Source organism: Microbacterium bovistercoris (genome assembly GCF_003387575.1).
GTDB lineage: Bacteria > Actinomycetota > Actinomycetes > Actinomycetales > Microbacteriaceae > Microbacterium > Microbacterium bovistercoris.
On sequence record NZ_QUAB01000017.1, the window covers coordinates 23,152 to 41,945 of the forward strand.

General features: G+C 64.0%; 17 protein-coding genes and 1 pseudogene. 9 read left to right on the forward strand and 9 right to left on the reverse strand.

The features are described 5' to 3' along the window. Positions 1-61 precede the first annotated feature (61 nt). The 3 genes from DY023_RS03940 to DY023_RS03950 all read left to right on the forward strand — a co-directional run bounded on the left by DY023_RS03940 (position 62) and on the right by DY023_RS03950 (position 2,522). On the forward strand, positions 62-892 hold the full coding sequence (locus tag DY023_RS03940; protein WP_116241050.1) for an aldo/keto reductase: 831 nt from the start codon (positions 62-64) through the stop codon (positions 890-892). Positions 893-1,489: 597 nt separating this feature from the next. Further along, entirely contained in the window at positions 1,490-1,897 is a 408-nt protein-coding gene (locus DY023_RS03945) for a DUF2255 family protein (protein ID WP_116241051.1), read from the forward strand. A 7-nt stretch (positions 1,898-1,904) separates the two neighbouring features. Next, a complete protein-coding gene (locus DY023_RS03950; protein WP_116241052.1) occupies positions 1,905-2,522 on the forward strand; it encodes a GyrI-like domain-containing protein in 618 nt (205 codons plus the stop codon). 28 nt (positions 2,523-2,550) lie between these two features. On the opposite strand, the gene DY023_RS03955 is transcribed toward DY023_RS03950, so the two are convergent. Then, complete coding sequence (locus tag DY023_RS03955; protein ID WP_116241053.1) at positions 2,551-4,026, reverse strand: deoxyguanosinetriphosphate triphosphohydrolase family protein; 1,476 nt, start codon at positions 4,024-4,026, stop codon at positions 2,551-2,553. 195 nt (positions 4,027-4,221) lie between these two features. On the opposite strand from DY023_RS03955, the gene DY023_RS03960 reads away from it, so the two are divergent. Both DY023_RS03960 and DY023_RS03965 read left to right on the forward strand, forming a co-directional pair. Beyond that, positions 4,222-4,515 (forward strand): hypothetical protein, encoded by a 294-nt coding sequence (locus DY023_RS03960; RefSeq protein WP_147303255.1) that lies wholly within the window; start codon positions 4,222-4,224, stop codon positions 4,513-4,515. After that, the gene (locus DY023_RS03965) at positions 4,424-5,506 is read left to right on the forward strand and encodes an ATP-grasp domain-containing protein (protein ID WP_147303256.1); all 1,083 of its coding nucleotides are present in this window, start codon (positions 4,424-4,426) and stop codon (positions 5,504-5,506) included. The genes DY023_RS03960 and DY023_RS03965 overlap by 92 nt, the downstream gene beginning before the upstream one ends. Positions 5,507-5,578: 72 nt before the next feature. Here the strand turns inward: DY023_RS03965 and DY023_RS03970 are convergent, their stop codons facing one another. Both DY023_RS03970 and DY023_RS03975 read right to left on the reverse strand, forming a co-directional pair. Next, a complete protein-coding gene (locus DY023_RS03970) occupies positions 5,579-6,385 on the reverse strand; it encodes a Bax inhibitor-1/YccA family protein (RefSeq protein ID WP_116241056.1) in 807 nt (268 codons plus the stop codon). Positions 6,386-6,448: 63 nt separating this feature from the next. After that, entirely contained in the window at positions 6,449-7,207 is a 759-nt protein-coding gene (locus DY023_RS03975) for a GmrSD restriction endonuclease domain-containing protein (RefSeq protein ID WP_116241057.1), read from the reverse strand. A gap of 167 nt (positions 7,208-7,374) precedes the next feature. Here DY023_RS03975 and DY023_RS18350 point away from each other — a divergent pair. The 4 genes and pseudogenes from DY023_RS18350 to DY023_RS03990 all read left to right on the forward strand — a co-directional run. Beyond that, positions 7,375-7,566: pseudogene (locus DY023_RS18350) on the forward strand (3-hydroxyacyl-CoA dehydrogenase); the annotation flags it as partial. Positions 7,567-7,687: 121 nt separating this feature from the next. Continuing rightward, positions 7,688-8,224, forward strand: a complete 537-nt coding sequence (locus DY023_RS18205) for a 3-hydroxyacyl-CoA dehydrogenase family protein (RefSeq protein ID WP_281271903.1) — start codon at positions 7,688-7,690, stop codon at positions 8,222-8,224. A 19-nt stretch (positions 8,225-8,243) separates the two neighbouring features. After that, positions 8,244-8,642 (forward strand): VOC family protein, encoded by a 399-nt coding sequence (locus DY023_RS03985; RefSeq protein WP_116241058.1) that lies wholly within the window; start codon positions 8,244-8,246, stop codon positions 8,640-8,642. Between the two features lie 125 nt (positions 8,643-8,767). Continuing rightward, the gene (locus DY023_RS03990; RefSeq protein ID WP_116241059.1) at positions 8,768-9,259 is read left to right on the forward strand and encodes an SRPBCC family protein; all 492 of its coding nucleotides are present in this window, start codon (positions 8,768-8,770) and stop codon (positions 9,257-9,259) included. Positions 9,260-9,473: 214 nt separating this feature from the next. Here DY023_RS03990 and DY023_RS03995 read toward each other — a convergent pair whose 3' ends face one another. The 6 genes from DY023_RS03995 to DY023_RS04025 all read right to left on the reverse strand — a co-directional run bounded on the left by DY023_RS03995 (position 9,474) and on the right by DY023_RS04025 (position 18,767). Further along, positions 9,474-11,519: a winged-helix domain-containing protein gene (locus tag DY023_RS03995; RefSeq protein ID WP_181905715.1), complete on the reverse strand. Its 2,046-nt coding sequence runs from the start codon at positions 11,517-11,519 to the stop codon at positions 9,474-9,476. Positions 11,520-12,161: 642 nt separating this feature from the next. Then, a complete protein-coding gene (locus tag DY023_RS04000) occupies positions 12,162-12,524 on the reverse strand; it encodes a hypothetical protein (protein WP_116241061.1) in 363 nt (120 codons plus the stop codon). 22 nt (positions 12,525-12,546) lie between these two features. Then, positions 12,547-14,511, reverse strand: coding sequence for an AAA family ATPase (locus tag DY023_RS04005; RefSeq protein WP_116241062.1), 1,965 nt, complete (start codon positions 14,509-14,511; stop codon positions 12,547-12,549). A 237-nt stretch (positions 14,512-14,748) separates the two neighbouring features. Continuing rightward, positions 14,749-16,842: a DEAD/DEAH box helicase family protein gene (locus tag DY023_RS04015; protein ID WP_245958585.1), complete on the reverse strand. Its 2,094-nt coding sequence runs from the start codon at positions 16,840-16,842 to the stop codon at positions 14,749-14,751. Next, positions 16,842-17,441, reverse strand: coding sequence for a hypothetical protein (locus DY023_RS04020; RefSeq protein WP_342770983.1), 600 nt, complete (start codon positions 17,439-17,441; stop codon positions 16,842-16,844). The genes DY023_RS04015 and DY023_RS04020 overlap by 1 nt, the downstream gene beginning before the upstream one ends. A gap of 9 nt (positions 17,442-17,450) precedes the next feature. Continuing rightward, positions 17,451-18,767, reverse strand: a complete 1,317-nt coding sequence (locus DY023_RS04025; protein WP_245958582.1) for a DNA methyltransferase — start codon at positions 18,765-18,767, stop codon at positions 17,451-17,453. Positions 18,768-18,794 lie beyond the last annotated feature (27 nt).

Genomic DNA, 18,794 nt, shown 5'->3' on the forward strand with positions numbered 1-18,794 from the left:
ACGCCGTCTCACGCCGTTTCTCGCGCCGGGACGTGTTTCTCACCGAAGAAAGAGAGAGCTCATGAACGCTCAGATTCCCGAGATCACCCTCAACAACGGTATCCGGATGCCGCAGCTCGGCTTCGGCGTCTTCCAGGTGCCGGATGCCGAGACCACCGCCGCCGTCAGTGCGGCGCTGCAGGCCGGTTACCGCAGCATCGACACCGCCGCCGTCTACGGCAACGAGGCGGGGGTCGGCCGCGCGATCGCCGAGTCCGGTCTGCCCCGCGAGGAGCTGTTCGTCACGTCGAAGGTGTGGGTCAGCGACCACGGCTACGACAACGCGCTGCGCGCCTACGACGAAGCGCTCGAGCGACTCGGACTGGAGTACCTCGACCTGTTCCTGGTGCACTGGCCCACCCCCGCGAGCGGCCTGTACCCCGAGACCTGGCGCGCGCTCGAGAAGCTGTACGCTGACGGTCGCGTCCGCGCGATCGGCGTCTCGAACTTCGAGCCCGCGCACCTCGAGCGCATCGCCGGTGACGGCAGGGTGGTTCCGGCCGTGAACCAGATCGAGCTGCACCCTGCACTGCAGAACCGCGCGGTGGTCGCGGCGAACGAGGCCCGCGGCATCGTGACCGAGGCGTGGAGCCCGCTCGCGCAGGGCGCCGTGCTCGGCGACGACGCGGTGCTGAGCGCCGCCGCCGCACACGGCAAGAGCGCGGCGCAGGTCGTGCTGCGCTGGCACCTGCAGCAGGGGCGCGTCGTGATCCCGAAGTCGGTGACCCCGTCGCGCATCGCCGAGAACATCGACGTGTTCGACTTCGAGCTGACCGCCGACGAGCTCGCCGCGATCGACGGTCTCGAGCGCGACGGCCGCACCGGCCCGCACCCGGACAGCTTCAACGGCTGAGCGAGCAACCCTTCGCGCGGTCGAAAGCGCACCTCCCGCACGTTCGCGGCGGGCGCTTTCGACCGCGCGGTCGTTTCTGCACGTGCGCGCGCGGGTGCAGGTGGGGCGGCGTTTTCGACCGCGCGGTCGTTTTCGTCGGTGGGATGCTGCGGTGGGGTGCTTTTTCGACCGCGCGGTCGTTTCTGCACGTGCGCGCGTGGGTGCCGGTGTGGTGCGTTTTCGACCGCGTGGTCGTTTTCGTCGGTGGGATGCTGCGGTGGGGTGCTTTTTCGACCGCGTGGTCGTTTCTGCACGTGCGCGCGCGGGGTGCCGGTGTGGTGCGTTTTCGACCGCGTGGTCGTTTTCGTCGGTGGGATGCTGCGGTGGGGTGCTTTTTCGACCGCGTGGTCGTTTCTGCACGTGCGCGCGCGGGTGCCGGTGGGGCGGCGTTTCGACCGCGTGGTCGTTTTCGTCGGCGGGATGCCGCGGTGGGGTGCTTTTTCGACCGCGCGGTCGTGTCTGCACGTGCGCGCGCGGGTGCCTGTGTAGCGGCGTTTTCGATCGCGCGGTCGTTCCTGTGCCTGCACGCACCTGCACGACAGCGGTAGCGTCGAGTCCATGGCATCCGATGAGCTGGTGACTCTGCTGGACGAGACCGAGGTGGTCGCGATCGTGACCCGCAAGCAGAACGGCGATTCGCTCGCGACGCCGATCTGGTCGATGGTGGTCAACGGCGTGCCGTACATCCGTTCGGCCTACGGCGAGACCGGATGGTGGTGCCGCCATGTGCGCGCCGGACGGCCGGTGGCCTTCGCCCTGGGCGATGGCGCGATCGCCGAGGTCGACCGCGCCGCAGCGCTCGAGCTTCCGCGGGAGGACATCACGCTGACCCCGATCGCCGCCGACGACGAGGTGCAGCAGGCGATCAGCGCCGAGATGGAGCGCAAGTACGCGGGCGCACCGCGCTCGTCGATCGACGTGATGCTGACCGACGGCGCGCTCGATGCGACCTTCCGCGTGAGTTGAGGTCGGCATGCCCGCCGTCGATCTGAAGAAGCAGATCGAGAGCTATCGCGCAGCGCGGGGCAGGGTCGACCTGATCACCGTGCCGCCGCTGAGCTTCCTGATGGTCGACGGTCACGGTGATCCGAACACCGCGCCGGAGTACCGCGACGCCGTCGGCGCGCTGTATCCGCTGGCGTACAAGCTGAAGTTCTTCAGCAAGCGCGAGCTCGGCCGCGACCACACGGTGATGCCGCTCGAGGCGCTCTGGACTGCCGACGACATGGACGTGTTCACGAGTGCCAGGGACAAGAGCCGATGGGACTGGACCGCGATGATCATGGTGCCGGACTGGATCACCGCCGAGCACGTCGAGGCGGCGAGAGAGACGGCCCGAGCCAGCGCGACCGATGCCCTCGACGCCGTCCGCTTCGAGATCTACGACGAGGGTCTCAGCGTGCAGACACTGCACGTCGGCCCGTATGACGCCGAGGCGCCGGTGCTCGATGAGCTGCACAACCTGTTCATCCCCGAGAACGGGCTGCGCATGACGGGGCGGCACCACGAGATCTACCTCGGCGATCCGCGCCGGTCGGCACCCGAGAAGCTGCGAACGATCCTGCGACAGCCCGTCGAGCGCGCGGTCTGAGCGCATTCGAAACGGGAGGAACGCGCCGCTACAGCCCCTGCCCGGCTTCCCAGAGCCGCTCGGTCTGGCCGGCGAGCAGTGCGTCGAGTGAGCCGGCCTGCGCGTCGGTGAGGGAGGCGACGTAGTCGATGATGCCGCGGCCTCGGGCCAGCCGGTCGCGGTCGGCGGCTGTCCCCGGACCGCCGAGGCGCCGATGGTCGTCCTGCGCGAGCTCGACCAGGTCGATCAGCCGACGCGGGGCGCGTCGGGCGTCGGCGGGGTCGTCGAGCCACGCCGCGAACCCGTCGACCAGCCGCTCCAGCACGGTCGCCTGCCCGCGCTGATAGACCGTGAGGTCGGGGCGCTCCAGGATGAATCGCTCGTGCAGGAACTTCAGCACCGCGACCTCGTGCCAGGCGCGGCGGTCGAGGCTGACGTGCCCGGATCGGATGTCGGGATGCCGGTGCACTTCGACCGAGGACTGCAGCCGGGCGATCCACTCGGTGGTGAACCGGGCGAGCGCGCGCTCGGTGGCCAGCGATCCGTCGAACGGCTCGGAGAGCAGCCCGTCGATGATCTCCGCCTTGACCCGGACGACGGCCTCGCTGAACGCGTCGGGGTCGGCGATCCAGGCATCCTTCTCCTGCAGGCGCCGCCAGAGCAGTTCCAGCGAGTGTCCCGGGGTGCGGGCGTCGGCGCGCAGCGCCGCCGCGTCGACCGTGCGCAGCCGCGCGAGATCGCGATGCCAGCCGCGGAACTCCGCCGACAGCGTCACCGCGTTCAGCAGACCGGCGCGGTAGAAGTCGTCGAGGTCGTGCAGCGAATAGGCGATGTCGTCGGAGAGATCCATGATCGAGCACTCGACGGTCTGCTGACCCCGTTCGATCAGGGGGTAGGCAGACAGTGCCTCGCGGGCGTCCTCTTCGTCGATCGCGTAGAAGTTGAACTTGCCCGCGCCGCCGCGCCGCGGCCCGCCCTCTCCGCGCAGCCACGGGTACTTCAGCACGGCGGCGCGCACCGCGGCGGTGAGGTTGAGGCCGACACCGGGGCGATCGTGCTCGTCGAGTCGGGTGATGATGCGGAACGTCTGCGCATTGCCCTCGAACCCCTCCGACAGGCCGAAGCGGCTGCGTGCCAGTCGGTCGAGGGTCTGCTCGCCGAGGTGGCCGAACGGCGGATGCCCGAGATCGTGTGCGGCTGCCGCTGCCTGCACCACGACCGGGTGCGCGCCGCCGAGTTCGGCCGCCGTGCGGCCGGCCTCGTCGTCCCGGGCGGACAGGTGCGTCGCGATGGCGCGGGCGACAGCGGCGACCTTGATCGAGTGCGTGAGGCGGTTGTGCACCGCGAGTCCGGCGCCGGTCTGCGAGATCACCTGCGTGACGGCGGAGAGACGGGAGTAGTACGGCGAGAAGCGGAGGCGCTCGACGTCCACACGGAACTGAGGGTGCCCCTCGGTCTGCTGGAACACGTCGAGCGTCTCGGGTGCGCGTCGCGCCTCGCGCGGATCATCGGTCGTCTGGGGCATGACAGCCAGTGTGGCACGGGGGTGTGCGGCCAGTTCCCCTATGCCCCGTCGTTCGCCCCTATGCAGGCCGGGATCCGTTGACTTCGATGTGCGGCTCGGCCATGGTCGGCCATATCGAGGATCTGGTTCCTCGTTCCTGGGTTGCTGAGCCGGTCAGTGTGCCGACTCGGATGCCCCCGAGTGAAGGGATTCATCATGGCCATCGACAACGGATTCGTACGTCCTCCGCGGATCGACAACACGCCGGGACGACGGTACGTCCTCGCGGAGGAGCCGGAGGTCGGCGACCTGGTGCCCACCGTGTGGAACTTCAAGGCCGAGTGGATGGAATTCGTCGGTCAGGACGGGCTGGCCGAGTGGGAAGAGGCGATGCGCACGAAAGTCGGCATCGAGATCGATGCGCGCATGGCTGCAAAGCCAGGCTGTGCCACGGTCTCCGGCTCGCCAGGCGGCTGGGACGACTGCGACTACTGGGGCAACGGCTGCTGACTTGCCTCACATCGGTATCCTGACTCAGGTCGGTGACCTGCACGCCGAGTTGGTGGCGTACTGGATCAAGCAGGCCGGCGGGCGTGTGTCGCTGATTTATGCCGACCGCGTCCCGACCGACGGCGGCATCAGCTTCGACCCGGCCCACCCGGAGAGCGCGCGCCTTCGTGCTGATGACGGTGTCATCGCGATCGGTGATCTCGATCTCATGTGGTGGCGGCGCGTGGGCAAGCCCCGGGTCCCAGAGCGCGTGCGGGACGCCGCTGCCCGCGAGGTCGTCTCCAACGAGAGTCGGGATGCGGTCGTCGGTCTGGTGCGGTCCGGTTTCCGGGGCATCTGGGTGAGCGATCCGGACGCGACGCGGAGCGCGGAGTTCAAGCTCGTCCAGTTGTGCGCAGCAGTGAAGGTCGGGTTGAGAGTTCCAGCCACCCTGGTCAGTCAGGTTCCTGATGAGATCCGGAACTTCTGCGAGCGGGTCGGTGGGCGCATGGTTACCAAGCCGGTCGCAAGTCCGATCGATGTCCCACTCCGGGCGGGCGTGGTGACGTCGGAGGGATTACCCGGCGATGACGTGCTCGCTCTCTCGCCTGCGATCTATCAGGAACTCGTGCCGGGTGAAGATCACCTGCGTGCCTGCACCTGGGGGTCAACCGTCATCTGCGGAACCGTGAAGTCGCCGATGATGGATTGGCGAACAGACTCGAACCCGACGATCGGCACCGCCGAGATCGACGCTGACACCGCCGCTCGTCTCGCCGCTCTCAACGTCGAGCTGGGGCTCGAGATGGGGATCTCCGATCTGAAGCCCGCGGCCGACGGTGGCGTGCCGTACTGGCTGGAGGTGAACCCGCAGGGGCAGTTCCTCTTTCTCGAAGGACTCGGCGGCCCGGAGGTCGCCAAGCCCTTCGCGGAGTTCCTTCTCGCGCGTGCCGCCACGGGGACGCCCCCGGCTGGGGGCCGCCGCCCCGCGTCGCGAAGCGGATGCGGCTGATCGGACCGGTCGTGCTGACGGCGGATGCCGCTCCCGAGAGTTCTCGGGGGCGGCATCCGCCGTATCGCTCGGTCAGCTGCGGGCGCGACCCAGGATTCGGAGTACCTCCAGGTAGAGCCAGACGATCGTGACCATCACTCCGAAGGCGCCCAGCCATGCACGGTCGCTCGGGACGCCGCTGCGGACGCCCTCGCGGATCGCATCGAAGTCGCGGATCAGCGCGTAGGCGGCCATGACGACGACGAACGCCCCGATGAGATACGCGAGCGGCAGGCCGAACAGCTGCTGTCCGTGCGTACCGAAGGCGTCGGGCACGATGCCCGTCCACGCGAGCAGGGCGTCGACCGCGGTGAAGAGCACGTAGCCGATCATGGCCACGATCCACACGCGGGTGGCGCGACGGTTCGCGCGCACCAGGCCGGTCGCCGACAGCAGGAGCGTGATGCCGGTCACCACGAGCGTCGCGAGCACCGCCTGCAGGACCACTCCCGGGTAGCGGTGGTCGAACCAGGCCGAGACCGAACCCACGACCATGCCCTCGACAGCTGCGAAGGCGACGATGAGCCCGGGGCGTACGCGCGTCCGCGAGGTCACGCCGACCGTGATCCCCAGGACGATCGCCGCGGCGCCGCCCACGATCCACGGGATCATTCCGGCGAGGCCGGTGCCGGTGATCCGGGTCCATTCCCAGCCGCCGACGGCGGTGGCCAGCAGCACGGCGAACAGGACGGCGGTGCGCCCGACGGCGCCGGCGAAGGTCATCCGGTGACCGGATGCGACGGCCGGTGCGACGTCGTTGATGCGACCGGCGGCCGTCCCGCCGACACGTGCCGGTCCACGGAATGCCACGGAGTTGAGGACGGGGTTCGAAAGTGTCATGACTCCATGTTCGCGAGCGTGCGCGAGCCGGGAATCGGCCGCCGGTATCGACCAGACCCCTACTTAAGTCGGCATCCGCTTCTCCGGGCACGTTCCGAGCACGTGCGCGATGGAGTCGTGCTCCGCCTGCGTGACCCACAGGGCGTACTTCGTCTTCACGGCGACCTGCCGGCCGACGTACTCGCAGCGGAAGTCCTTGTTCTTCGGCAGCCAGGTCGCGGCGTCGCCGTCGCGCTTCCGCGAGTTCGCGGCCCCGTCGACGGCGAGCAGGTTCAGCGGGTCGTTGGCGAACGCCGCCCGCTGCTCCGGGGTCAGCGACTGCGCGCCCTTCTGCCACGCGTCGCTGAGGGCGACGACATGGTCGATCTGCACCAGTTCCGAGGTGCCCTGGCCCCGGACGAAGGCGATCGTCGTCCCGGTGTACGGATCGTGAAGCGTGCCCGCGGTGACCTTGCAGCGGCCGTCGAGGACGGGGCCGGTGAGCTGCGCGCCGAGGACGTCGTTGCGGGTGTCGCATCCGTTGTGATCGACGTCCTGCCAGCGCGGGCCGAACTGGGCGCGGTCGTACCCGGTCTTCGCAGCGCGGCCTTTGATGGGGAGCGTTGCGAGCAGATCGAGGGCGGAGCCTGGGGCCGGGGCCGAGGATTGCGGCGCGGTCGGGATGGGTGACGCGGTCGGGACGGTCGGTGCGGGCGCGGCATCCGTCTCCTGGTCGAGGACGCCGGAAGCCAGCGCAGCGACGAGCAGGAGCACAATCACGACGACGCTGACGACGCCCGAGGCTCGGCGGGCACGGGTGTTCTGCGTCGTCCGTCTGCCCATCCGATCCAGCCTATTCCTCCGGTCGCCCACCCTGGCAGCGCCCCGGCCTGCGGCATACGATGCTCGCGTGAGACGTTGTGCTCAGTGACGGACGAAAGGGACGGAACGTGGAGAACATGCAGAACGTGGCAGTGCTCGGCACCGGAGTGCTGGGATCGCAGATCATCATGCAGGCGGCGTATCACGGCAAGGACGTGCGGGCCTACGACATCTCTGACGAGATCCTCGCGAAGCTGCCGGCGCGATGGGAATGGATGCGCGGGCACTACCGCACCGACCTCCCCGACTTCAGCGACGAGAAGTTCGACGCCGCGATCGGTCGCATCAGCACGACGACGGTGCTCGCCGAGGCGGTCGGCGATGCGGACGTCGTCGTCGAAGCTGTTCCGGAGAACCTGGAGCTGAAGAAGAAGGTCTGGGGCGCAGGTGGGAGAGGCGGCTCCCGCCGGGGCGATCTTCGCGACCAACACGTCGTCGCTCATGCCGAGCACCTTCGCCGACGCGACCGGACGCCCGGACCGGCTCGGCACTCTGCACTTCGCGAACATGGTCTGGCGTGCGAACACGGGCGAGGTGATGGGGCACCCGGGAACGGACCCCGCCGTGATGGACGCCCTCGTCGAATTCGCGACCGAGATCGGCTTGGTGCCCTATCGGGTGCGGAAGGAGTCGCCCGGCTATCTGCTGAACGGCCTGCTCATCCCGTTCCTCGACGCCGGCGCGCGACTGTATGTGAACGGCATCGGCTCGGTCGACGACATCGACGGCATCTGGCGCAAGGCGACGGGTTCGCCGCAGGGTCCGTTCGAGATCTACGACGTGGTCGGCTTCAACGTCGCGTACAACATCCAGGCGAACAACCCGCAGCCCAGCCCGTTCATCGAGGTGCTGAAGCGCGGCATCGACAACGGCAAGACCGGCATCGCCGACGGTGAGGGCTTCTACACCTACGACGCCGAGGGCAGGAAGACCGGCGTCTCGTCGCAGTTCCCCGAGGTCTGGGGCGGTCAGGTCTGAGGAGGAGGAGGGTGGCGTCATGAAGCTGGGTGACTACCCGGTCAGGGCTTCGATCGGGGTGACGGACATCACACGGTCCGCGTCGTTCTACGAGGAGGTGCTGGGTCTCGTGCCGGAAGGCATCGGTCCGAGTGCCGACATCGAAGGCGGCTCCCGGTTCTACGCCTGCGGCGAGGGGACCATGCTCAACGTGTTCGAGACGCCCTTGGCGGGAGCGACGCGCTCGACGGTCGCCACCTGGTACGTCGACGATCTCGATGCGCTGGTCACCGAGTTGACCGCGGCGGGTGCGGAATTCGCCCGTTACGAGGCCTTCGGTGAGGACGATCGGGGGATCTATCCCCGTGCGGGTGGTGGCCGCATCGCCTGGGTGCAGGACCCTGACGGGAACACCCTCGCCTTCGAGACCGACGACTGATCGGCCGACGACGTTCGCGACCGGGATGCCGGCAGCGTGGCGTCAGAGGGACCCGCCGTCGCTCCGTCGATCCCATGGCCTCACGAGCCGTTGCACCGAGCTTGCTGCGGGAGGACGATGACCCCATGAGCGTCATCGAGTTCGAGCTGGTTCGGGTGGTCGAGGCGCCGATCGAGCAGGTGTTCGACCGACTTGCCGACATCGACGGGTACGGGGAATGGATGCCGTCGCGTGGGAGCCTGCTGCGCCGGACACGGCTGACCTCGCCGGGGCCGGTCGGCCCCGGCACGACCTACTTCGATGAGACATCCGCGGGTGACGTGCCGGGCGATGTCACCGAGTACGTGCGGCCCACCGCGATCGTCTTCCACTGGTGGGATGCGACCTCGAAGGGGAAGCTCAAGTCCGAGGGGTGGCCCGGGTACCGGCTCGAGGCCATCAGCCAGCGGTCCACGCGGGTGCGTCACCACGCTCGGATGCGGGTGTACGGACTCTCCCGCCTGGCGACACCGATCTACCGCTGGATGGCGCGACGTGAGCGCACGGTCGTGATCGAGGCCCTGCAGGCATCCTTCGACCGCCCCGCACCCGGACAAGACGAAACCCCCGCGATGTAGAAGCTACGCGAGGGTTCCTGGGGTGATTGTAACGATCACCCTTGTGGCTCCGACCGGCATCGATCCGGTGACCTTTCGATTTTCAGTTGGATGCGGCGGGGTAGTGGGTGCTCGTTGGTCGCCGCTTGCCGCATAATTACGCGGATCTTGTCATCGTTGGTCGCGGCTGGTTGAGGGTGGTTTCAGCGGAGCTACCGGCACAGAACCGGCACACTCATGGACGTGACGGATCTCCTGCAGGCGGCCAGTTTGATCCCGGTTCATACCCGAGGTATCGCAGACGTCGTCGTTCGACTCGCCGAGCGAGAGCTCGTTCGCACGCATCAAGGGATTTGCCAGCCGGTGGCAGGAAAAGCGCGAGCGCGGCCACGAGACCAGCAGCGCCGACAATGATGACACCGGTACGTTCGCTGGGGTCAGGAAGCTGGAGGAACACGATTAGCGCCCAAATTGTAGCCAAGATCCCCGCGATGCGAACGATCCCAACAAGGATTGCGCGCGTTCGATGTGCAACGCGATTCGATTGATTCCGAATGTTTGTGAGCTTGGCCTGTTCCGCATCGCGGGCTTGCGCGAGCTGCGCCTCTGCGTCTGCGGCAGCCGCTCGAGCCTTATCCCGGTCAGATTCTGCAGCCTCACGAGCGCTGACCTGCCTTAGCCAGTCGGCGGACGCGCTGTCTGCGGCAGTGTCGGCATGAGCTGCACGTGTCTCAAGTTCTCGCAGCTGTTCCTCGAGCGGCGCGGTGGCGTCACTTCGCACGCGTTCCAGGACCGTCAATGGCGACTCTGGGCTCACCGACTCGCTAATGCCAAGAGTCTCTTCCATCAACGCTTCGCGGCTGATTCGACTGGTCCGGAGGATGACGGCTTCGTCAGCGGTCACAGAGTTGGACTGCTCGAGGGCGTCGACCTCGTCAAGGTATTTTGTCCAAACGACCGGGTTGGGCTGCATGCCGGCATAAGCTGCGGCAAGAAGCATTTCTCGTGGAGCATCGGGGGCGGCCGCAGGACTCCGTACCCAGAGGACGCTCGCGACTGAGTCCGTCATCGCAGCTAGCGGGAAGCTCCCCCCGCGATCGTCAAACTCGATCGCACCCAATACGAGATTCACGTTGGTTGTGACAAGGACCGCGCGACACAACTCGAGCGTTCGGCTGCGTGCGCCCTTCCGCAGACGGTGAGTAGATGACAGCGAGATCACGTCGTTGACGCGAGCGGCATCCTGAAAATATCGGACCTTCGACTGGATGAGATTTTCGAGCTTTGTCTCGTCAAGTCCGTACTGGTAGTACCCATCGGGACGCGGAATCACCTCGATTCCGGCCTGACGCAGAAGTTCGTGAAGCTTGCCGCGAATCAGCATGAGGTCGGCCGGCGTCGCGCCAATCTCGACAAAGTGAAGGAATCCAGCCGACGTCGACCGACTGCGAGCGCCCTTGCGGAGCGCCTGTTCAACATGTTCAAGGATCCCGTCCAGCTCGCTCACGCTGTGGTCGAAGGTAGCCACCTGCGCAGATTGTTCAGTCGCCAGCGTGATCAGTTGATTAGTCGCGATCTCGGCAACTTCGCCATGGAATCCAAGGGCGTCCATCAGGACCGGCGTATCGAGCACAAGCGTCAAGTTGTTTAGTGAGTTCTTGAGCTCAGATGTATCAAGCAGCAGCACGGCGGAGAGCATCGCTCCCTTGGCTGCCTCGACGACATAGGCGAATCTCACGTGATCCCGGGAGGCGAGGTCAGTCACAAAGGCGGCGACGACGTAGTCGGTGCCATCGTGTGCAGATGGGGTACTTCCCTTTCGATTTCGAAGGCCCTCATTGAGGAGCGGTGCGGCATGGCGTTCGAAGTAACTTGCAAGCAGAGTCGATACAGGAACTGCGATGGAGTCAAGCTGTCCCGGGAACCGATCGGCAACGAAGGCCTCAAACGTCGCGACGAGGTCAGTCTGGCGCTGGTTGTACTGCGCAACCTGCTGCTGGAGAGCCGGTGCCGATTCAAGGCCCTTGGCTGTGATCTGGACAGCTGTGGATCCGACGGGCTCGGTGAGCTTCTGCTTTGACATGGCCCGAAGGAGCGACTTGATCACCAGATTTGGGATGTCGATGCCGAAACTATCGTGGATCACCCCAGCGATCTCCTCCCGCTGTAGGTACGGTCGGTTCGATTCGGCAAGGACCGACAGAATAAACGGTTGGAAGCTGTCGAGGTAGCTCGGTGCGTTGGCGTTGAAGTTGGCCTTCAGGACCGCGAACCCCAGCAAGGTATTGGAAGATGCTCTGATGGTGCCGCTCTCCTGGACTCAAAGTGCTGATGAAGCCAAATCTAGCCAATCGGGAGCATCACCGTGCCAACCGGGACGTCGCTCTGGTGCACCGGTGGGAACGGATCACTAGTTGCCGGCACAGCAGGGCGCGACTGCGAAGGTACTCCCGGGATGAGCTGAATCATCGCAAGCGACGCCCCCAAGGCTTCAAGAAACGGTGACGCCGGGTAGTGTCGCGCCGTCCACCGTTGCCATCGCGACGGGTGGCGTGGTCCATCGCCGACCTGAAAGACGGGGCGCTCACTCTCGAGTATCCGCTCGTGGAGCCACTGTATCTGGGCTCTGTGGTGGGTCCGGGCTGCTCCGGTCGGTACTGCCACACCATACGCAAGCAGCACTCCGTCAGACGACGAGAGCGCTGTATCCAGGTGTTCGCGCGCGGTCAGCCATCCGTCGGGTTCCGCGCCGAGATCCGAGATAGCTGTGACGTCTGCAGAAGGGAACGCAAACAAGTTACCGATCCGCGCAACTTGGAAGCCAAGGATGCCGCGAGCTAATTCCAGTCGGGCAAGGGTTCTTTCCCCAGATCCTGCAGGCGGGTTGGCGAGGATGCACAGCAGCTCATCCCGAGGCGCTCCGTCAATCTCCATCACCGGCGTACAGGATGTCGGTGATCCGCGTGACTGTGCTGTTCCTTAGGTCGGCTGCAAGCTGTACAAGCCCAAGGCTCATGAGCGTCTCGGCGACTTCCGCTGGATCCTCCGCATCCGGGTAGAAGGCTCGCACCAAGTCAAGCAGTTCCCCGCTCGGGTCGAACGAGCCCACGTTCATGTTCTGTCCGTCGCCCGCTCGACCGAACCCAGCACCACGGATGGGCTCGAGCTTCAGGCGCATGGCATAGGAAAGACCGAGACGGACGATTTGCTGCTTTTCCTTGAAGGGAAAACGCTCGTGAACTTCGTCTCTCGCGAGTTCCGCCTTGCCGGTCAGGGCGATGTTCACACGCCCTCGAGTCGAGGATGTGTCAGACACTGTGTAGCTCCTGAAGGTTTGTCTCGTGAGCAGATGCGCCACGCCGTAGTTCGAACTCTGCCAGCATGCGACCTCGGAGCAGATCACGCGCGGTCTCGCGAGGCAGCTCGCGCTCAGTGACGAGGAGGAATACCTGTGAGGTGAGCTTGTCGACGTTTTTCACGACATCATCAACGTGGTGCTCGTCGAGGCGCCCGAACGGCGAATCCATCACAAGCGGGCCACTGATTGGGGAGCTCGCTTGCAGACCTCCCAACAGGGATAGCGCAACCAGGTGCTCATAGCCAGCACTGCGGTGTTTCACTGGTTCGCCTTGACTGTCGAGGATTCTCAGTCCGTAGGACTCGTTGATCGTCAGCTTCACGAAGTCTTGCTCTGACCGCATAGCCAGGAACAGTTCCGTAGCCTTCTGTTGAACGTTTTCCTTGAGCTGGTCCCGATAGGTGACCACAGCCTGCTCGAAGAGTTTGGAAAGGTCCTCGGCCAGGCGTTGGCGGATATAGACATCTTGGTCAGCCTGGCCGGCTCCACCAAGCAGCCGGATACGCTCATCCAGCTTCGCAATGTTCTGTTTGGCCTGCTCATACTGGTCGCGTTGCTTCCGGTACTCGTCTCGCGCGCGATTCAGTTGGATCTCGACGTTCTTCGTCCGCTGCACCAACTCGTTCAGGTCGTCATCGTGACCCTTGAGTTTGTCGTCATAGTCGTCGAGATCCTCTTTGTAGTCCTCAATCTGCTGCTGCAGCTTCAGATAGCTGTCCTCCACTGTCCTGATCTCGGCACGGACTTCATGACCGCGTCGCGAGTGACGGAGGCGTTTCAGGTTCGCCTTGAGGTCGACCAACTTGTCCTCGGCAGACATCAGGTCATTTGAACCATGCGCCTTGAGGTGGCTCTCCACGGCCGCACGGTTCTCTGCACCCAAATGCGACTCACATACGGGGCACACGCCCGAGGACGCGTCGTAGTGGCGCGCGAGGCTTGCCGCGAACCTTAGATCGTCAAGCTCCTCTTCCAACGAGTCGAGTTCAATCTGGCTCTGGTCCAAGCGTGCCTCGATCGGCTCGACGAGCACAGCCCGCCATGAGTCCGCGAGAAGGCCCTGGAACCTCTCTCGGGTCTCGGCATGCTCCCGCTCAGCATCCAGCAAGCTATTGCGGGTCTCGTCTCGAAGTGCCTTGATCTGGAGCTTTCCGGACTGCTCCGCCACCTGCTGCTCGAGTTTGCGAGCCTCCGCTTCGAAGTCCTTGGCCTTCGCGTCTTCCGCCTCATAGTTCTTGCGGAAGGTCGCAAGGCGATTCTGCTCTGTAATCAGTGCGTCGCCGAGAACCTTCGTCTTGGAGTCGCGCTGCGCAGCCTTGGCGATCTCCTTGCCGGCATCCTCGCCTACTCGAGCGCTGTCCTGGGCGGCGTGCTCCAGGATCGGAAGCCCTAGGATGCGCTCGATGTCCTCGCGGAGTGTCGCACCAGCGGTGCTGTCATCGTCAAGAAGTTTCTCGTATTGGTCCAGCAGCTCACCGTCGAACAGGAAGAACTGCTCAATCTCGCGCGGCATGAGTTCGGCGAGCTGCCGCTCTGCATCGGCCGCGCTGAGCGCAACCGAGTTCTTCCGAAGGATCAGCTCCTGGGAATACTCGCCGCCAGCGTGGGTGAGTGAGCGAGTGAGATCCCATTCCGCGCCGTCAGTTTCGAATTCCAACCGGACGCGGCAGCGCACTGAGCCGCCGTGCGCTTCCTGCAGCGCGACGCTGTTCGTGATGTCTTCGATGGGTAGTGGTCTCGTGCTGCGTTTCCGAACCTGGCCGCTCCATACCCAGCGGAAGGCGTTCAGCAGTGACGTCTTACCCTTCCCGTTGCGGCCGTACACGACAACGACGCCGTCCTTGTCAGGAATGCTGAGGTGCTGCTCCCCCTTGAAAACAAGGAAATTCTCAACTGTCAGGTGCCGGTACTTCAAACGTCGGCGCTCCCGGACAGGTGCTGTTGGATGGCGCGAGCAACGCCCTCCTGAGCTCGTGGGCGGTTCTCAACGAGTCGCCTCTCGATCTCCACGATCTGATACACGAGCTCCGGATCGATGTGACCAAAGAACTCTGAACGCACCGACTCGACAACGTCGGCGAGACTGTCTCGCATGCTTCGCCCTCCTGTTACGTGGATGGTTGAGTCTTACTGGGCCGGCTCTCGTACTCCGTCAGTCGTCCGTCTCTTCGCCGCTGTCCAGATACTCATAGAGTGCCTCAAGATCGCCGCCAAGTCCTACAACTAGCCGCTCCAATGGGTCTCTCGCGTCGCTGTTCAGAGCATCCCGAGCGAAGCCACCGGCGCGCGCAAGTTCTCCCTTCAGCAACGATATCCCGGAGGTTTCATCCAAACTGTCGGGTTGCAGGATTGCATCGTATATGGTCGCGACATTCTTCCCGTCCGCTTTCCGGAGCACGCGTCCTCTCCGCTGGATAAACTCACGTGGGTTTCTAGATGAGGCAAGGATCAGAGCATGATCGGCGTTCGGTATGTCCACGCCTTCGTCAAGACATTTAATTGAAACGATCACGCCGCCGTTCTCGTCGAAGTGACGCAACGTCGCAGCCTTGTCCGCTGGCATATCCGAGTAATACTGGTATGCATCGATGCCGGCGCCCCGTAGGCCGGTGGTGACGTCGTCCATCTGCTCTTTGTCATCGCAATAGACGAGCCAGCGTTGCCCTCGGTCGTAATGCTTGACGACGACAGCCTGTGCCAGAGGAGTCTTTGCAGCCGCCTTCTTTGCGATCCGAGCTCGCTGCATCGTCATCATGCGTATCTGCTCAAGCTGGCTCGCGGTTGGGCCACCGGAGGCGCCGTGCGACTGCGCAACCAACTGGCCGATTCTCTTGCTGAATTTGTCCCAATCTTCCTGCTCTTGAGGAGAAAGTCTCACTAGCTGTGGGTAGTACAAGTAGTCGCAGAGCGCACCGGCCTTCAGCGCATCCCTGAGTGTGTAGCGGTGGATCACACCACCGAAGTAGTCGAGTACAGCAGACGTGCCTTCCGGGTCACCGGCACGCTCCGGTGTCGCGGATAGGCCAAGCCTCGCGGCTGCATCGATCGCCAGGATCTTCCGAAACGATGCAGCGCCGAGGCGATGGACCTCATCTCCCACCAGGAGGAGATTGTCTGCGCGGGATGCTTGGTTGATAAAGCTCTCCTGCGTGGCTGTTGGTGCGAGCGCGACGACTACGCGTTCGGTCGCGGGCAGTGAGAGCCAGGTCCTCAGCCGGGTCTTCCATGTCGTCTCGCCGTCACCGCACAGATGCACCCGTCGGCCGGTCTCCTCAAGCTGTTCCTTCCACTGTCTCGCGACGAGCCTGGAGGGTGCGACGACGAGCGCCGGCCCGGTGTGGTGGGCAATCGCAGTAATGCCGGTCACCGTCTTTCCGGAGCCAGTGGCATGAGCCAGGATTCCACGATGTCCGTGCTCTGCCCACAGCTCCAAACCGGTGATCTGTTGCTCTCGCAGCGGCCGCCCATCGGGGGCTGTTCGGATTACAGGATCTTGCTCGGCATCGGTTGATACCTCAACTGCCAGCTCTCGCCAGCGCACATTCCTCGACTGAGACTCGAGCCAGTGGCGGAACGGGGCAGGAAGAGCCAAGACCTCTACTCCATTGCTGCAGCCGCTCCAAAGCTTCTCGAAGCGTTCCGCGGATCGCTGAACACGGACGCTGTCGTTGTGCCCGGTCCAGCTCGTCCACGCATCGAAGGACTCGATGTTGCCGTCTGAGGCAATGCCGTACCGCGTCTCGTTCATCGATCCGCGAAACCCGATGCGTTGACCGTGCGTGTCGCTGAAGAGCCCAACCTTGTCGTGGAACATCCGGCGGTCATCGACAGATGCACCTGCTACACGAGCAAGTCGAACTTCCAGTATGTTCTCGGAAATGAGTGCAGCTAGTGCGAGTGCAGGCTTACGCAGCTGGTCGTTGACGAGCAGCGTCTGGAATTCCGCTCGTAGCGTTGCCGCCAGAGAATCATCATCACGCGCTCCATAGCCGCGCTCGATGCCGTCGGCGTCCTCCTCGGTGATGCGGGGCGAGCATAGAATGCGAATCTTTCCCCCGCGATCCACGAAGCCCGGCATTGCTCCCCAATACAGCGACAACGCACTGCTGGCGAAGAAGCCCGTAATCCGGTCGTACGTGACTGATTCCGCAAGTGCATGCATATAGAAGTCGTTGAGGATGTCATCGCGATCGCTGGCATACTCGGGTTCCGGGGTCCACCCGGAAGATCCCCATCCCTCGGACATCACGAAGTCAAACGTTCGAGCGACAACTGCCACCGGAGTTCGAGGGCCTCCGGTAGCGCGTCTGGCCGCGCCGCAACGACTGTCTCGGTGTCTCCGCTGCGCCGGAGCGTCCTCCGCTGACACGCGACCCCCTGCGACAATGCTGTTAACAACGTTTCCTCGCGAATCTGCACACCCTTGGAGTGAGTGATGCCTTGCCCCTCATCATGAGCCAGGGCGTCCCACAAGGCAAACACTTCGAGATTCGGCTCATACCCGGCCAGGATGAGGAAAGGATCGTCGGTGGTATCGAAATGCCGACGCTGCTGCGGAAGGGTGATCTGGATTCGGTACGCTCCTTCCTGCCGCTCTGATGGATGCGTCGTCAATGTGAACATATAGACCCGGAGCAACGGTGGAAAGGGTGACAGCATCGGAATATCGAACGGCTTCTTGTCGGTCAGGTGAGCGGTCGCCGAGGCGGCGTAGTGCTCAAGGCCGGACGCAAATAGCTGATTCGCTCGTTTCGTGCCTTCGGTCACTCGTGATCTCTGCACAGTCGGGTCGAACATTCCCGGCGGAACCAGCGGCGGGTGGGACGAACCATCCATGGAGGTCATCGCGGTCACTCAGTCTGTTTGTCCGTCGGGCAAGGTCACGACTGCAGGGCCATAGAAATTGTCCAGCGCAGCAGCTGCCGCGTGAGCCGTGGCCAATGCCTTCGCTTCGAGCTTGATCCGCTTCATTGCGATGGACTGTCGCTCCATCGCTAGCGCGGCCTCCTCGCCCGCACTTTGCATAGCGGCCACAAGTTCGCGGCCGGTGCCGACTGCGGTGGCTTGCTCCTTCTCTGCTCTATGTTCAAGTTCTTCGATGTGCTCAAACTTGAGCTTCCTCTGCACTTCGGCGGCGTGCAGTTCCTTCTCGGCGTGCCTGAATGATTGTTCCGCGGACTGTATCGCGTCGGGAACGAGAGCTCGCGCCTCTGACGGCAGTGAGACGGCGTTCTCTCGAGCCTTCTCATATAACCTCAGCGCCGCTTTAGCTGGGATTGAAGGCAAAAAGCGCATAATAGACAGGGCAGCGTAATCACGGTTGAGCTCGAACGAGTACCATTTGCGCCCCAGTTGCTCTGCAACCATCCCAGTGGTGTTCGATCCTGAAAAAATGTCCACGACGACATCGCCGGGAGTCGTGAGAAACTCTATGAAGAACTTTGGAAGATCGTTGGGAAATCGGGCCGGATGCGACTTGATCGCGAGCTCACGGCAAAGGCGTAGATAGTTCGTGTTCGACTCGGTGTTGGAGATTTGCAGCAGATTCGGCGGGATTGCGCCGCCATTGTCATTGCCGAAATGCTTCGAGATCTCGTGTTCGCTCGGGCGCAGCGAAGTCTTATAGTACTTCTCCGGATCCTTTAGCAGCTTCTCCATGTTCTTGGAGTACGGCTGAAGAACACGATTGACGTCCGCTTGCGGCCACTCTGTCTTTGAGAACCACCACACAGTGTTGACTGCGTCCTTGACTCTGATGCGACGCTTGTTGACCCACTCCAGGGGACTGGGAAGCTTCGCCGGGTTGTACCAGAAGAACTCTTCTGCGAGGTGGTATCCGAGTTCGTCCACAAACTTCAGTAGGACGCGGTATGGGTATAGGGACCGGGTGGGACTTCCCTTCCGGTATGCGTTTCCGATGTCGATGACGAGACTGCCTGTGTCCTTTAGGACCCGCTTCGCCGCTTCGCCAAACTGGGCTAGCCAGTCAACATATGCATCCTGATCCTCGTTGCCGTAGGCCTTCTTCCGCTGCAGCGCGAACGGTGGGCTCGTGATGATCAGGTCAACGCTGCTGTCAGCGAGACTGTCCAGCAAGTCGAGCGAGTCGCCGTGGAGCTGAGTGCCCCAAGGCGTCGTGTAGACCGTCTGATCGGCGGCGAAGTTCGGCAAGTTTTCCTCATCAATCGGGTCATGAGA

Excerpts from the sequence above, each read along its gene's own strand:
- DY023_RS03940 (WP_116241050.1), top strand. The coding sequence starts at position 62 with ATGAACGCTCAGATTCCCGAGATCACCCTCAACAACGGTATCCGGATG.
- DY023_RS03945 (WP_116241051.1), top strand. The coding sequence starts at position 1,490 with ATGGCATCCGATGAGCTGGTGACTCTGCTGGACGAGACCGAGGTGGTC.
- DY023_RS03950 (WP_116241052.1), top strand. The coding sequence starts at position 1,905 with ATGCCCGCCGTCGATCTGAAGAAGCAGATCGAGAGCTATCGCGCAGCG.
- DY023_RS03955 (WP_116241053.1), bottom strand. The coding sequence starts at position 4,026 with ATGCCCCAGACGACCGATGATCCGCGCGAGGCGCGACGCGCACCCGAG.
- DY023_RS03960 (WP_147303255.1), top strand. The coding sequence starts at position 4,222 with ATGGCCATCGACAACGGATTCGTACGTCCTCCGCGGATCGACAACACG.
- DY023_RS03965 (WP_147303256.1), top strand. The coding sequence starts at position 4,424 with ATGCGCGCATGGCTGCAAAGCCAGGCTGTGCCACGGTCTCCGGCTCGC.
- DY023_RS03970 (WP_116241056.1), bottom strand. The coding sequence starts at position 6,385 with ATGACACTTTCGAACCCCGTCCTCAACTCCGTGGCATTCCGTGGACCG.
- DY023_RS03975 (WP_116241057.1), bottom strand. The coding sequence starts at position 7,207 with ATGGGCAGACGGACGACGCAGAACACCCGTGCCCGCCGAGCCTCGGGC.
- DY023_RS18205 (WP_281271903.1), top strand. The coding sequence starts at position 7,688 with ATGCCGAGCACCTTCGCCGACGCGACCGGACGCCCGGACCGGCTCGGC.
- DY023_RS03985 (WP_116241058.1), top strand. The coding sequence starts at position 8,244 with ATGAAGCTGGGTGACTACCCGGTCAGGGCTTCGATCGGGGTGACGGAC.
- DY023_RS03990 (WP_116241059.1), top strand. The coding sequence starts at position 8,768 with ATGAGCGTCATCGAGTTCGAGCTGGTTCGGGTGGTCGAGGCGCCGATC.
- DY023_RS04015 (WP_245958585.1), bottom strand. The coding sequence starts at position 16,842 with ATGTCCGAGGGATGGGGATCTTCCGGGTGGACCCCGGAACCCGAGTAT.
- DY023_RS04020 (WP_342770983.1), bottom strand. The coding sequence starts at position 17,441 with ATGACCTCCATGGATGGTTCGTCCCACCCGCCGCTGGTTCCGCCGGGA.